8 protein-coding genes, 3 tRNA genes and 3 rRNA genes are annotated in these 14,575 nt (G+C 50.5%); 2 read left to right on the plus strand and 12 right to left on the minus strand.

The annotated features are described in order from the left end of the window. Positions 1 to 4: 4 nt before the first annotated feature. The 5 genes from ilvD to ilvL form a co-directional block, all read right to left on the minus strand. Positions 5 to 1,855, minus strand: coding sequence for a dihydroxy-acid dehydratase (gene ilvD, locus OK023_RS16800; protein ID WP_317693789.1), 1,851 nt, complete (start codon positions 1,853 to 1,855; stop codon positions 5 to 7). Positions 1,856 to 1,975: 120 nt separating this feature from the next. Next, complete coding sequence (locus tag OK023_RS16805; protein WP_317693790.1) at positions 1,976 to 2,902, minus strand: branched-chain amino acid transaminase; 927 nt, start codon at positions 2,900 to 2,902, stop codon at positions 1,976 to 1,978. Between the two features lie 21 nt (positions 2,903 to 2,923). Beyond that, a complete protein-coding gene (ilvM, locus tag OK023_RS16810) occupies positions 2,924 to 3,181 on the minus strand; it encodes an acetolactate synthase 2 small subunit (protein ID WP_317693791.1) in 258 nt (85 codons plus the stop codon). Then, entirely contained in the window at positions 3,178 to 4,824 is a 1,647-nt protein-coding gene (gene ilvG / locus OK023_RS16815; RefSeq protein WP_317693792.1) for an acetolactate synthase 2 catalytic subunit, read from the minus strand. Before ilvG ends, ilvM begins: the two co-directional genes overlap by 4 nt. Before the next feature lie 141 nt (positions 4,825 to 4,965). After that, positions 4,966 to 5,064, minus strand: coding sequence for an ilv operon leader peptide (gene ilvL / locus OK023_RS16820; protein ID WP_317693793.1), 99 nt, complete (start codon positions 5,062 to 5,064; stop codon positions 4,966 to 4,968). A gap of 450 nt (positions 5,065 to 5,514) precedes the next feature. Here ilvL and OK023_RS16825 point away from each other — a divergent pair, with 450 nt between their 5' ends. Continuing rightward, positions 5,515 to 7,038 (plus strand): YifB family Mg chelatase-like AAA ATPase, encoded by a 1,524-nt coding sequence (locus OK023_RS16825; protein WP_317693794.1) that lies wholly within the window; start codon positions 5,515 to 5,517, stop codon positions 7,036 to 7,038. Between the two features lie 26 nt (positions 7,039 to 7,064). Here OK023_RS16825 and OK023_RS16830 read toward each other — a convergent pair whose 3' ends face one another. Continuing rightward, positions 7,065 to 7,403 (minus strand): DUF413 domain-containing protein, encoded by a 339-nt coding sequence (locus OK023_RS16830; protein WP_317693795.1) that lies wholly within the window; start codon positions 7,401 to 7,403, stop codon positions 7,065 to 7,067. Positions 7,404 to 7,522: 119 nt separating this feature from the next. On the opposite strand from OK023_RS16830, the gene hdfR reads away from it, so the two are divergent. Beyond that, on the plus strand, positions 7,523 to 8,350 hold the full coding sequence (hdfR, locus tag OK023_RS16835) for an HTH-type transcriptional regulator HdfR (protein ID WP_317693796.1): 828 nt from the start codon (positions 7,523 to 7,525) through the stop codon (positions 8,348 to 8,350). 526 nt (positions 8,351 to 8,876) lie between these two features. Here the strand turns inward: hdfR and OK023_RS16840 are convergent. The 6 genes from OK023_RS16840 to OK023_RS16865 all read right to left on the minus strand — a co-directional run bounded on the left by OK023_RS16840 (position 8,877) and on the right by OK023_RS16865 (position 14,317). Then, positions 8,877 to 8,952 (minus strand) — tRNA-Trp (locus OK023_RS16840). Between the two features lie 8 nt (positions 8,953 to 8,960). Beyond that, a tRNA-Asp gene (locus tag OK023_RS16845) sits at positions 8,961 to 9,037 on the minus strand. A gap of 94 nt (positions 9,038 to 9,131) precedes the next feature. Further along, a 5S ribosomal RNA gene (gene rrf, locus OK023_RS16850) occupies positions 9,132 to 9,247 on the minus strand. A gap of 119 nt (positions 9,248 to 9,366) precedes the next feature. After that, positions 9,367 to 12,276, minus strand: a 23S ribosomal RNA gene (locus tag OK023_RS16855). A 218-nt stretch (positions 12,277 to 12,494) separates the two neighbouring features. Further along, positions 12,495 to 12,570, minus strand: a tRNA-Glu gene (locus OK023_RS16860). Between the two features lie 205 nt (positions 12,571 to 12,775). Further along, positions 12,776 to 14,317: ribosomal RNA gene (locus tag OK023_RS16865) — 16S ribosomal RNA — on the minus strand. The 16S, 23S and 5S rRNA genes sit together here with 3 tRNA genes alongside, the layout of an rRNA operon. Positions 14,318 to 14,575 lie beyond the last annotated feature (258 nt).

A 14,575-nucleotide genomic window follows, 5' to 3' on the forward strand; every position in this document is an offset into this window, starting at 1 on the left:
ATGCTTAGCCTCCCAGCTTGCTTTTGTCACGCACCGCGCCTTTATCGGCACTTGTCGCCAATGTGGCATAGGCACGCAGCGCGTAAGATACCTGACGTTCACGCGCTTTCGGCGTCCATGCAGCGTCCCCACGAGCCAATTCCGCTTCACGACGCGCAGCCAATACACTCTCTGGCACATCCAGCACCATGCTGCGTTTCGGGATATCAATATCGATCATGTCGCCTTCTTCGATCAGCGCTATCAGGCCACCGCTAGCCGCTTCAGGAGAAACGTGGCCAATCGACAGGCCAGAAGTACCGCCAGAGAAGCGACCATCGGTGATCAATGCGCAGGACTTACCCAGCCCCATTGACTTCAGATAAGTGGTTGGATACAGCATTTCCTGCATTCCGGGTCCACCTTTTGGCCCTTCGTAACGGATCACAACCACGTCACCGGCTACCACTTTCCCACCGAGGATCGCTTCAACGGCGGTATCCTGGCTCTCATAAACTTTTGCTGGCCCACGGAAGGTCAGGTTATCGCTGTCAACGCCAGCCGTTTTGACGATGCTGCCATCTTCTGCCATGTTGCCGTACAACACCGCCAAGCCGCCTTCAAGGCTGAAGGCATTTTCCAAAGAACGGATACAACCTTCAGCACGATCGTTGTCCAGCGTGTCCCAACGGCAATCCTGTGAAAATGCCTGCGTAGTGCGGATACCCGCTGGACCGGCACGGAACATCTTCTTCACGGCATCATCTTTGGTCAGCATGATGTCGTATTTTTCTAACGTTTCGGGCAGTTTCATCCCTAGAATATTGCTGACGTCACGATTCATTAAACCCGCACGATCCAGCTCACCAAGGATGGCCAATACCCCACCAGCACGGTGCACATCTTCCATATGATATTTTTGGGTACTTGGTGCCACTTTGCACAGATGCGGCACTTTGCGGGAAAGACGGTCAATATCTGCCATCGTGAAATCGACTTCACCTTCCTGCGCCGCTGCCAACAGGTGCAACACCGTGTTGGTTGAACCACCCATTGCAATATCCAAGGTCATGGCGTTTTCAAACGCCGCCTTGTTGGCAATACTACGTGGCAGCGCACTTTCATCATCCTGCTCATAGTAACGCTTAGTGAGCTCAACAATGCGTTTCCCGGCATTCAGGAACAGGTCTTTACGATCGGCATGCGTTGCCAGCAACGAGCCATTACCCGGTTGTGACAGACCCAGGGCTTCGGTCAGGCAGTTCATCGAGTTGGCAGTAAACATGCCCGAACAAGAACCACAGGTTGGACAGGCAGAGCGCTCTATCTGCGCGCTGTCAGCGTCGCTGACGTTGGGGTTGGCCCCTTGTATCATCGCGTCGATCAGGTCCAGTTTAATGATTTTGTCAGAAAGCTTGGTTTTGCCCGCTTCCATCGGACCACCAGAAACAAAGATCACCGGAATATTCAGGCGCAATGACGCCATTAACATCCCTGGGGTGATCTTGTCGCAGTTAGAAATACAGACCATCGCATCGGCACAGTGAGCATTCACCATGTATTCTACCGAGTCGGCAATCAGTTCGCGTGACGGCAGGGAATAGAGCATACCGCCGTGGCCCATGGCGATACCGTCATCTACCGCAATGGTGTTGAACTCTTTGGCGACGCCGCCAGAAGCCTCTATCTGTTCTGCAACCAGCTTACCCAGATCGCGCAGGTGCACATGCCCCGGAACGAACTGGGTAAAGGAGTTGACCACCGCAATAATCGGTTTGCCAAAATCGGCGTCGGTCATCCCGGTCGCGCGCCATAATGCGCGGGCACCCGCCATGTTGCGGCCATGCGTTGTGGTGGCGGAACGGTACTTAGGCATGCTCTTTTCACTCCAAATATTGTCATTTTGCAGGCGGCAAACGAACCGCCCGTTTGTTCGTGTCTGTCGTTACTCCCCTGACGATTTCAAGCTACAGCGTGAAAACGACGGGTAGCGTTGTTACTGATTGACCGGATCCAACCAGCCATACTTGTCTTCAGTTTTACCGGTGAACAGCCCAAAGAACGCCTGTTGGATCTCCTTGGTGACAGGACCGCACTTGCCAATACCCACCTGGATACCATCAACACTGCGCACTGGAGTGATCTCGGCTGCAGTTCCCGACATAAAGACTTCGTCCGCCAAGTACAGAGACTCACGAGAAAGTACCTGTTCACGCACTTCAAAGCCCATATCCTTCGCTAGCCTGATGATCGCATCGCGGGTAATACCCGGTAGTGCAGACGAGGTGAATGGCGGAGCAAATAATACCCCATCCTTCACTTCAAACAGGTTCTCGCCTGCTCCTTCAGAGATGTAACCATGTACATCCAGAGCAATCCCTTCCTGATAACCATGGCGGCGTGCTTCACTGCCCACCAACAGTGAGGAAAGATAGTTACCACCGGCTTTAGCCGCGGTAGGGATGGTGTTAGGTGCAGCACGGTGCCACGATGAAACCATTGCATCGATGCCTTGATCCAGCGCTTCTTCACCCAGATAAGCGCCCCAAGGAAACGCAGCGATGATCACGTCGGTTTTATAACCTGCAGGCGGGTTAACCCCCATACCAACATCCCCAATAAATACCAACGGACGAATATAAGCACTGACCAGATTATTTTTACGTAGCGTAGCGCGGCAGGCTTCCATTAACTCATCAACGCTTTGCGTTACCGGCATACGGTAAATTTTTGCTGAATCATGTAAACGTTGCATGTGTTCGCGATGGCGGAAAACAACCGGGCCCTTGTGAGAGTCGTAACAACGCACACCTTCGAATACCGAAGTTCCGTAGTGCAACGCATGTGACATAACGTGTACTTTGGCATCAGCCCAAGGAACCATATCACCATTGAACCAAATATAATCAGCTTTCTTCGTCATTGTTCTGTTCCTTTTGCACCCTCAGGCGCGTATTTGTTGTGAGGTTAGCTGCTGGATCTCAACGCTGGAGACATCCATCAGCTTACTTAACTGGGAAGACAGTAAATCCACAGAGCGCTGGCTGGCAACGGTCAATTCAATATTAATGTCGTTAGTGTTGATGCCCGCTGCCATATTCATAGCGCAGACTTGGAAGCCTCTATGGCGTACAACACGCAATACGCGCTCTAACATTTCAGGGCGGAAGCGGGCCTGAATCGAGAGTTGATGCTGCATCATGATACTTTCTCCAACATGGTTTCGTTACCTGCACCTGGTGGTACCAGTGGCCAAACATTCTCGAGTTCATCAATACAAACCTGAAGCAGATACGGGCCTTCGCTGTTTAGCAAGGCATCGAGGGCATCTGCAACCTGATCTTTACGGGTAATGCGCTGACCAAGAATACCGAAGGCACTGGCCAGTATCAGAAAATCAGGGTTATCAGAAAGATTGGTTTCACTGTAACGCCCATCAAAAAACAGTTGTTGCCACTGACGAACCATTCCCAAGCGTTGGTTGTCCAGTAAAACGATTTTAAGCGGTAACTGTTTTCGCTTTATGGTACCCAGTTCCTGAACGTTCATCATGAAAGAGCCATCTCCAGACACGCAGATCACCGCATCCTCCGGGCGGGCTACCTGTGCCCCAACCGCGGCAGGAATGCCAAACCCCATCGTCCCCAACCCACTGGAGGTAATAAAGTTTTCGGGACGTTCGAAGGTCATGTGCTGAGCCGCCCACATCTGGTGCTGGCCTACGTCAGTTGTGACGACGGTATTCGCGGGCATGCATTCAGAGAGTTGTTTGAGAAACAGGGGAGCATAAATAGGTTGACCAGGGTGATCGTAACGCCAAGGGTGAAGCTCTTTCAGTTCAGCAACTCGCTGCAGCCAGGTTGCGATACTCAGTGGTTGTTGCAGTGCTGGCAGCAGCTTTTTTAAATCCCCCTGAAGAGCAACATGCGCCTGGCGCAGCTTACTCATCTCTGCCGGGTCAATATCCATATGAATAACCTTGGCATGTGGCGCAAAAGCATTCAATTTGCCGGTCACGCGATCGTCAAAACGCGCACCAACGGCGATCAACAGATCGCACTCCTGTACCGCTAAGTTGGCCGCTTTAGTCCCGTGCATACCCAACATACCAAGATAGTACGGATTATCGGCGTCTGGTGTACCTAATCCTTTCAACGTGGCAACCGTTGGCATTCTGGTTACAGCGACAAAATCACGCAATGTCGTCACCGCTTGCGCCATGCCTACGCCACCCCCGACATACAGCATCGGCTTTTTCGCCTGAGCCAGTAGTTGTTTCGCTACTACCAGTTCAGACACAGGATGTTCGAGTTCATCTTCTACCGGCAACAGGTGAGGTGGTAAATCCCCTTGCGCCAGTTGGATGTCCTTCGGGATATCGATCAATACCGGGCCAGGGCGGCCGCTGGTAGCAATGGCGAAAGCCTCCGCCATAATCCCCGGCAGTGCTTCAAGCGACTCAACCAGGAAACTGTGTTTTGTGCAGGCCAAAGACAGGCCCAGAACATCGATCTCTTGAAAAGCATCGGTGCCAATCAACTGCGACCCAACCTGCCCAGTGATCGCGACTACCGGTACTGAGTCCAGCAGTGCATCTGCCAAACCAGTGATCAGATTGGTCGCTCCTGGCCCCGAAGTGGCGATACAAACGCCAACTTTACCACTCGAACGGGCGTAACCGATAGCGGCGATCGCCGCACCCTGTTCATGGCGGCACAGCAGGTGTTCTACCCCACCGTCATACAACGCATCATAGACAGGCATAATTGCGCCCCCCGGATAACCGAATACGGTATCCACTCCCTGCGCTCGCAACGCTTGAACTACCCACTGAGCACCATTCATGGTTATTCCCCCACCTTGCTGCGAGATTTGCAGTATTTTCTTCCGTTATTCATTCTCTGCTCCTCGATTCACTTTTCCATTGCATAAAAAAACCCCCGAACCTTGTGGTGCGGGGGTTTTCTTGCGATTCCGGCTTGTTTTCTAAGCCTTTCTTCGTCCAAGTGCAGCCCCGCACTGTGGGATAATAATCACCACCACGTTAATCAAAACTAGGCTAATCACTTGGGTTAGGGATTTCATAATAGGGCTGTTCACTGTGCTCAGTACGAACTAATGCCTACAGAGTTATCATAGCCACATGTGGTATGACAACATTTTTTTGCGTTAATTTTCGTCATCACCCAACCGATTATTAATAAAAAATCAATTAATTCAATTAGTAATACGGTAACTTAGTATGTTGGTATTAACTGACATTTCCGTTCCCGATACGAAATTGGCTCTACCGGCGCTATCCCTCACAGTAACGGCAATCGTCATTCTTTGCTTTTACCCATCATACTCAGCATTCGTGGCCCTGTTGTAATCAGTAATAAACATGGCGAAAAAATGCGTATCAACTCGAAATGAATAATTAACTTTCTGAAGTAGAGTAATTTTAACCGTCTATCACTACGCAAATTACTCATTCCCTGAGCGCAGATATCAACGGAATACCGCATCATGAATGCCTTCTGCAAGGAGAGTAATATGTCATTGGCAGTAATCTATACACGCGCCACGATCGGTGTGCAGGCACCTTCTGTTACGGTAGAAGTTCATATCAGTAATGGATTACCCGGCCTAACACTGGTCGGTCTACCAGAAACCACGGTAAAAGAAGCACGCGATCGGGTACGTAGTGCATTAATCAACAATGGGTTCACCTTTCCGGCCAAACGAATCACGGTCAATCTGGCTCCAGCTGACTTGCCTAAAGAAGGTGGGCGTTATGATTTACCCATTGCGCTCGCCATTCTCGCGGCTTCAGAACAAATCCCTTCAGATCGGCTGGCACACCATGAGTTTCTCGGTGAGCTAGCGCTTTCAGGGTCACTAAGACCGGTCAACGGTGCTATACCTGCAGCGATAGCCGCTATTGAGGCAAAACGTGAACTTATTCTGGCTACCGCCAACGGTCAAGAAGTAGGGCTACTACCCCAAAGCACCACACGGGTAGCAAGCCATTTGTTGGAGGTATGTGCATTCCTGCAAGGAAAAAGTGAGCTCCCGATTGCTGTCACGTCTCCCGCAGCTGAAGGAACAACGGAAACCGCTGACATTCAGGAAATTATCGGTCAGGAGCAAGCCAAAAGAGCACTGGAAATCGCAGCAGCAGGTGGCCATAACCTATTATTGCTTGGTCCACCGGGTACCGGAAAAACCATGCTAGCCAGCCGCCTTAACAGTTTGTTACCCCCATTGAGCGACCAAGAGGCTCTTGAAAGTGTCGCCATTGCCAGCTTATCCCATCACCGAGATGAAAAGTTGCCTTGGCGCCAGCGGCCATTTCGAGCCCCACACCACAGCGCATCCATGGCTGCCTTGGTCGGTGGAGGATCTTTGCCTCGCCCTGGGGAAATATCGATGGCGCATAATGGTGTACTGTTTCTCGATGAATTACCTGAGTTTGAAAGGCGTGTTTTGGACGCACTACGCGAACCCCTGGAATCGGGCGAAATTGTCATTTCACGTGCCAGTGCCAAAGTTTGTTTTCCCGCTAGGGTACAGTTAATTGCAGCGATGAATCCAAGCCCAACAGGGCACTATCAGGGAATGCTCAACCGTACGCCTCCACAGCAAATCTTGCGCTATCTAGGGCGCCTTTCTGGCCCATTTCTCGACCGATTTGACTTATCGATCGAAGTGCCACTGTTACCTCCGGGAGTACTCAGCAAACAACGTAATCTCGGAGAAAATAGTTCACAGGTCCGAGAACGAGTACTAAGGGCCCGCGAACGACAGATGGAACGTTCGGGAAAGATAAATGCGCTGCTGAGTAACCAAGAGGTTGATAGGTATTGTCATCTGCCTGTGGCAGAAGCGGAGTTTCTCGAGGGAACACTGAGTAAATTGGGGTTATCAGTTCGAGCCTGGCATCGCATCCTAAAAGTGGCTCGTACATTGGCCGATTTGGACGGAGAAAAAGATATAGATAAACGTCACCTTAGCGAAGCACTCAGCTACCGTAGTATGGATCGCCTTTTACTGCAGTTGCATCGAAGTCTAGAGTAAAACGGGGCCAAAAGGCCCCATGATGATCAATCGTCAGTTTCCGTGTAATCTTCTATCGCGTCAGCCTGTGGCTTGCCGCCTGATAACGTATGGAACTTTTTCGGGCGACGGGTACGCGCAAGATATTTGGACCATACTTTCTCTTGCTCGGTAACTGGCTCACGTTCACCACGGCACACAGCGACGAACAGCTGTTCTTCTTCTGTGGCTGGCTGACGTTTGCCGGCATCCAGTTCATTGAAGGCATAGCCGAAACGCTCTAGTAATTGTGCTTCTTTAATGGTGAAATCGCCGTGACGGGAGAACCCGCGAGGATAATGCTTATTATCAAAAAAACGATTGGTCGTGGTGAAGCTATCCGCCATCTGACACGCTCCTAATTCTCTCATGGCCGCGCTGTTTATGGCGCGGAGTATTAGATAGGCTTGAGATTGTGTAAAACAAAAAATTTATATCTAGAAGATAAATAATTTTGGAGACTAGTGTGGATACCGAATTACTGAAAACCTTTTTGGAGGTCAGTAGGACACGTCACTTTGGCAGAGCAGCGGAATCACTGTACTTAACGCAATCTGCGGTAAGTTTCCGCATCCGACAACTTGAAAATCAACTAGGTGCAAGTTTATTCACCCGTCACCGCAATAATATTCGTCTGACACCGGCGGGAGAACGTTTGTTACCCTATGCAGAAAACTTGATGCATACCTGGCAGTTGGCAAAAAAAGACGTGGTACGCTCGCTGCAACATACCGAATTTTCAATTGGTGCTACGGCCTCGCTATGGGAAGCTTACCTGACAACCTGGTTGCAATCTCTTTACCAGTACCGAGAATCACTGCAAGTTGAGGCGAGGGTTGCGTTACGTCATTCATTGGTGAAACAGTTGCATGAAAGGCAGCTCGACTTGCTCATTACCACAGAGCCACCAAAGATGGATGAGCTGGCAAGCCAAGCTTTGGGTAACTTTTCTTTGCGATTGTTTTCCTCTGCATTACGCGATAAACAAGCGCCCATGCCTTATGTCAAACTAGAATGGGGAGCAGACTTTCACACACATGAAAACAGCATGTTAGAAAACGATAACATGCCAGTATTGACTACCACTTCGGCACACCTAACTCGCCAATTGCTCGAAACAACTGGCGGCTGTGCTTTTCTTCCCTGCCAATGGGAAAAAGAATATCCACAATTGAGCGCTGTCGCAGATGTACAACCCATCATTCGCCCTCTGTATGCAGTCTGGCTGCAAAACAGCGATCAACAACAATTAATCCGAGAACTGCTAAAAATGCCTTTAAACACCTCTATATGAGGCGTTATGACGTCTTCAGATTCAGAGCACTGTATGTCACCCATCGCCTTCTGGCAGCCGATAAAACAACGGGATACTTTGAAATATTTTATCTGCTAGGGGTAATCCGTATCATTGAAATAATATAACTCGGGATTAATACGCCAAACAGAGCCATAAATAGGATGGCTATACTGCCAGTAAAGTGTATTCGTCGACGGCAGCGGTTAGGATGTTTTTCAAGTTGAACTCGCCTGAAGTAGCATTGGTAAAAATCTTTACGCCAAAAATTTCAATGGGTAATCAGCTTGTTGCTTATCAATAACCTCATATTTTTCTTCATTACCAACAGGCCATGTTTGGAGTTATTTACCGCACAGTTTTATCATCGCTTTGAAAATATAGGGGCACGCCTCCGATATAAACAGTATTGAATTGGGTACAACTTCTTCAGCAGGAGTTTCAGGCAAGCTTTATAAAAAAATGAGCATGAGAGAAATATTCAAGGAAAAAAAACCCTTTGCGTAAGCAAAGGGTTTTAAATTTGTGGCAGGGGCGGAGAGACTCGAACTCCCAACACCCGGTTTTGGAGACCGGTGCTCTACCAATTGAACTACGCCCCTAAATAGGGTGGCGGAACGGACGGGGCTCGAACCCGCGACCCCCTGCGTGACAGGCAGGTATTCTAACCAACTGAACTACCGCTCCACCGATTCTTTTACGTTGCATTTTTCAATGCTGGCAAAAACACGCTCGTGTCTATGCCTATTACCAGGTGTCACTCTGATAACGCTTATTTAATGCCTGGCAGTGTCCTACTCTCGCATGGGGAGACCCCACACTACCATCGGCGCTACGGCGTTTCACTTCTGAGTTCGGCATGGGGTCAGGTGGGACCACCGCGCTATTGCCGCCAGGCAAATTCTGTTTCATCCCAACCGCTCACGCTTCTCTCGCGTGCAGCCATCAGAACCAATCCGGAACTTTCGCTGAAAACCGACTCTTTTCTCTCAAATCCAAAACACCTTCGGTGTTGTAAGGTTAAGCCTCACGGATCATTAGTACTGGTTAGCTCAATGCATCGCTGCACTTACACACCCAGCCTATCAACGTCTTAGTCTTAAACGTTCCTTCAGGGACCTTAAAGGCCCAGGGAAGACTCATCTCGAGGCAAGTTTCGCGCTTAGATGCTTTCAGCGCTTATCTTTTCCGCACTTAGCTACCGGGCAGTGCCATTGGCATGACAACCCGAACACCAGTGGTGCGTTCACTCCGGTCCTCTCGTACTAGGAGCAACCCCTCTCAATCTTCCAACGCCCACGGCAGATAGGGACCGAACTGTCTCACGACGTTCTAAACCCAGCTCGCGTACCACTTTAAATGGCGAACAGCCATACCCTTGGGACCTACTTCAGCCCCAGGATGTGATGAGCCGACATCGAGGTGCCAAACACCGCCGTCGATATGAACTCTTGGGCGGTATCAGCCTGTTATCCCCGGAGTACCTTTTATCCGTTGAGCGATGGCCCTTCCATTCAGAACCACCGGATCACTAAGACCTACTTTCGTACCTGCTCGAGCCGTCACTCTCGCAGTCAAGCTAGCTTATGCCTTTGCACTAACCTCACGATGTCCGACCGTGATTAGCTAACCTTCGTGCTCCTCCGTTACTCTTTGGGAGGAGACCGCCCCAGTCAAACTACCCACCAGACACTGTCCTCACCCCAGATTATGGGGCAGAGTTAGAACATCAAACATTAAAGGGTGGTATTTCAAGGTTGGCTCCATGCAGACTGGCGTCCACACTTCAAAGCCTCCCACCTATCCTACACATCAAGGCTCAATGTTCAGTGTCAAGCTATAGTAAAGGTTCACGGGGTCTTTCCGTCTTGCCGCGGGTACACTGCATCTTCACAGCGAGTTCAATTTCACTGAGTCTCGGGTGGAGACAGCCTGGCCATCATTACGCCATTCGTGCAGGTCGGAACTTACCCGACAAGGAATTTCGCTACCTTAGGACCGTTATAGTTACGGCCGCCGTTTACTGGGGCTTCGATCAAGAGCTTCGCGTTGCCGCTAACCCCATCAATTAACCTTCCAGCACCGGGCAGGCGTCACACCGTATACGTCCACTTTCGTGTTTGCACAGTGCTGTGTTTTTATTAAACAGTTGCAGCCAGCTGGTATCTGCGACTGGCTTCAGCTCCGAGAGCAAGTCTCTTCACCTACGTGCCAGCGTGCCTTCTCCCGAAGTTACGGCACCATTTTGCCTAGTTCCTTCACCCGAGTTCTCTCAAGCGCCTGAGTATTCTCTACCTGACCACCTGTGTCGGTTTGGGGTACGATTCTGTGTTACCTGATGCTTAGAGGCTTTTCCTGGAAGCTGGGCATCAACCACTTCGCCACCGTAGTGACTCGTCATCACGCCTCAGGGTTGATATGCAACCGGATTTACCAGGTCACACCCCCTACACGCTTAAACCGGGACAACCGTCGCCCGGCTAGCCTAGCCTTCTTCGTCCCCCCTTCGCAGTAACACCGAGTACAGGAATATTAACCTGTTTCCCATCGACTACGCTTTTCAGCCTCGCCTTAGGGGTCGACTCACCCTGCCCCGATTAACGTTGGACAGGAACCCTTGGTCTTCCGGCGAGCGGGCTTTTCACCCGCTTTATCGTTACTTATGTCAGCATTCGCACTTCTGATACCTCCAGCAGACCTCACAGTCCACCTTCAACGGCTTACAGAACGCTCCCCTACCCAACAACGCCTAAGCGTCGCTGCCGCAGCTTCGGTGCATGGTTTAGCCCCGTTACATCTTCCGCGCAGGCCGACTCGACCAGTGAGCTATTACGCTTTCTTTAAATGATGGCTGCTTCTAAGCCAACATCCTGGCTGTCTGTGCCTTCCCACATCGTTTCCCACTTAACCATGACTTTGGGACCTTAGCTGGCGGTCTGGGTTGTTTCCCTCTTCACGACGGACGTTAGCACCCGCCGTGTGTCTCCCGTGATAACATTCTTCGGTATTCGGAGTTTGCATCGGGTTGGTAAGCCGGGATGGCCCCCTAGCCGAAACAGTGCTCTACCCCCGAAGATGAGTTCACGAGGCGCTACCTAAATAGCTTTCGGGGAGAACCAGCTATCTCCCGGTTTGATTGGCCTTTCACCCCCAGCCACAAGTCATCCGCTAATTTTTCAACATTAGTCGGTTCGGTCCTCCAGTTAGTGTTACCCAACCTTCAACCTGCCCATGGCTAGATCACCGGGTTTCGGGTCTATACCTTGCAACTAGACGCCCAGTTAAGACTCGGTTTCCCTACGGCTCCCCTATTCGGTTAACCTTGCTACAAAATATAAGTCGCTGACCCATTATACAAAAGGTACGCAGTCACCCCCATTAAGAAGGCTCCCACTGCTTGTACGTACACGGTTTCAGGTTCTATTTCACTCCCCTCGCCGGGGTTCTTTTCGCCTTTCCCTCACGGTACTGGTTCACTATCGGTCAGTCAGGAGTATTTAGCCTTGGAGGATGGTCCCCCCATATTCAGACAGGATGTCACGTGTCCCGCCCTACTCATCGAACTCACAGAATGTGCATTTTAGTGTACGGGGCTATCACCCTTTACTGCGCGACTTTCCAGACGCTTCCACTAACACACACCCTGATTCAGGTTCTGGGCTGTTCCCCGTTCGCTCGCCGCTACTGGGGGAATCTCGGTTGATTTCTTTTCCTCGGGGTACTTAGATGTTTCAGTTCCCCCGGTTCGCCTCCTGCCACTATGTATTCATGACAGGATAGTGCAACGAATTGCACTGGGTTTCCCCATTCGGGTATTGCCGGTTGTAACGCTTCATATCAGCTTACCGACACTTATCGCAGATTAGCACGCCCTTCATCGCCTCTGACTGCCTAGGCATCCACCGTGTACGCTTAGTCACTTAACCTCACAACCCGAAGATGTTTCCATCGTTCGTGCTGCAAACATTTGAGAGACTCTCTGACAGGTTAGTCCTTATCTCAATACTTTTACGGAGAGATAAGTTTCAGCTGTCAGGTTTCAATTTTCAGCTTGTTCCAGATTGTTAAAGAGCAATATCTTAAACACGACTCGAAAGTCATCTTTAAGATATTCGGTGATAATGTCTTTCACTCATTATCGAATTGGCGTCCCCAAGGGGATTCGAACCCCTGTTACAGCCGTGAAAGGGCAGTGTCCTAGGCCTCTAGACGATGGGGACCCGAAATTTGCTTATCGAATCACCGATTCGATAATTTCGGGTAAAGGTGAGATTTTTCAAGAAAAATCGAGCGCCATTGTGATTTGTCACTGCATTTGACAGCCACAAACCGCACAGCACTTAACCACCCATACCACAGGTTTTTTGCTCATTACTTTTCATCAGACAATCTGTGTGGACACTGCACTCAACTAATATCTTTAGGTAAGGAGGTGATCCAACCGCAGGTTCCCCTACGGTTACCTTGTTACGACTTCACCCCAGTCATGAATCACAAAGTGGTAAGCGCCCTCCCGAAGGTTAAGCTACCTACTTCTTTTGCAACCCACTCCCATGGTGTGACGGGCGGTGTGTACAAGGCCCGGGAACGTATTCACCGTAGCATTCTGATCTACGATTACTAGCGATTCCGACTTCATGGAGTCGAGTTGCAGACTCCAATCCGGACTACGACGTACTTTATGAGGTCCGCTTGCTCTCGCGAGGTCGCTTCTCTTTGTATACGCCATTGTAGCACGTGTGTAGCCCTACTCGTAAGGGCCATGATGACTTGACGTCATCCCCACCTTCCTCCGGTTTATCACCGGCAGTCTCCTTTGAGTTCCCGACCGAATCGCTGGCAACAAAGGATAAGGGTTGCGCTCGTTGCGGGACTTAACCCAACATTTCACAACACGAGCTGACGACAGCCATGCAGCACCTGTCTCACGGTTCCCGAAGGCACTAAGCTATCTCTAGCAAATTCCGTGGATGTCAAGAGTAGGTAAGGTTCTTCGCGTTGCATCGAATTAAACCACATGCTCCACCGCTTGTGCGGGCCCCCGTCAATTCATTTGAGTTTTAACCTTGCGGCCGTACTCCCCAGGCGGTCGATTTAACGCGTTAGCTCCGGAAGCCACGCCTCAAGGGCACAACCTCCAAATCGACATCGTTTACAGCGTGGACTACCAGGGTATCTAATCCTGTTTGCTCCCCACGCTTTCGCACCTGAGCGTCAGTCTTTGTCCAGGGGGCCGCCTTCGCCACCGGTATTCCTCCAGATCTCTACGCATTTCACCGCTACACCTGGAATTCTACCCCCCTCTACAAGACTCTAGCTTGCCAGTTTCAAATGCAGTTCCCAAGTTAAGCTCGGGGATTTCACATCTGACTTAACAAACCGCCTGCGTGCGCTTTACGCCCAGTAATTCCGATTAACGCTTGCACCCTCCGTATTACCGCGGCTGCTGGCACGGAGTTAGCCGGTGCTTCTTCTGCGAGTAACGTCAATGAACAGTGCTATTAACACTGAACCCTTCCTCCTCGCTGAAAGTGCTTTACAACCCGAAGGCCTTCTTCACACACGCGGCATGGCTGCATCAGGCTTGCGCCCATTGTGCAATATTCCCCACTGCTGCCTCCCGTAGGAGTCTGGACCGTGTCTCAGTTCCAGTGTGGCTGGTCATCCTCTCAGACCAGCTAGGGATCGTCGCCTAGGTGAGCCATTACCCCACCTACTAGCTAATCCCATCTGGGCACATCCGATGGTGTGAGGCCCGAAGGTCCCCCACTTTGGTCTTGCGACGTTATGCGGTATTAGCCACCGTTTCCAGTAGTTATCCCCCTCCATCGGGCAGTTTCCCAGACATTACTCACCCGTCCGCCGCTCGTCACCCAGGGAGCAAGCTCCCCTGTGCTACCGCTCGACTTGCATGTGTTAGGCCTGCCGCCAGCGTTCAATCTGAGCCATGATCAAACTCTTCAATTAAAAGCTTGATTTGCTTCAACTCGTGAAGCGATGCTCGAAAATTAACTTTCGTAATAATTCATTCGCATGAATTACTGCTTGGTCACTCTTCAAGACTTGATATTTTTTTGCTGCCTAAGCAGCTGGATATCGTCTTGTGAGTGCCCACACAGATTGTCTGATAAATTGTTAAAGAGCGTTGGTTACCGGAAACTTTCACGGTAACGCGGGAGGCAGATAATACGCTTTCCCGCTGAAGAGTCAAGCCATTTTCTTATT

It is taken from the genome of Serratia sp. UGAL515B_01, from assembly GCF_033095805.1.
Classification (GTDB): Bacteria; Pseudomonadota; Gammaproteobacteria; order Enterobacterales; family Enterobacteriaceae; genus Chania.

What these genes read in the sequence shown, in the direction of transcription:
- ilvD (WP_317693789.1), bottom strand. Translation starts at nt 1,855, where the DNA reads ATGCCTAAGTACCGTTCCGCCACCACAACGCATGGCCGCAACATGGCG.
- OK023_RS16805 (WP_317693790.1), bottom strand. Translation starts at nt 2,902, where the DNA reads ATGACGAAGAAAGCTGATTATATTTGGTTCAATGGTGATATGGTTCCT.
- ilvM (WP_317693791.1), bottom strand. Translation starts at nt 3,181, where the DNA reads ATGATGCAGCATCAACTCTCGATTCAGGCCCGCTTCCGCCCTGAAATG.
- ilvG (WP_317693792.1), bottom strand. Translation starts at nt 4,824, where the DNA reads ATGAATGGTGCTCAGTGGGTAGTTCAAGCGTTGCGAGCGCAGGGAGTG.
- ilvL (WP_317693793.1), bottom strand. Translation starts at nt 5,064, where the DNA reads ATGAAATCCCTAACCCAAGTGATTAGCCTAGTTTTGATTAACGTGGTG.
- OK023_RS16825 (WP_317693794.1), top strand. Translation starts at nt 5,515, where the DNA reads ATGTCATTGGCAGTAATCTATACACGCGCCACGATCGGTGTGCAGGCA.
- OK023_RS16830 (WP_317693795.1), bottom strand. Translation starts at nt 7,403, where the DNA reads ATGGCGGATAGCTTCACCACGACCAATCGTTTTTTTGATAATAAGCAT.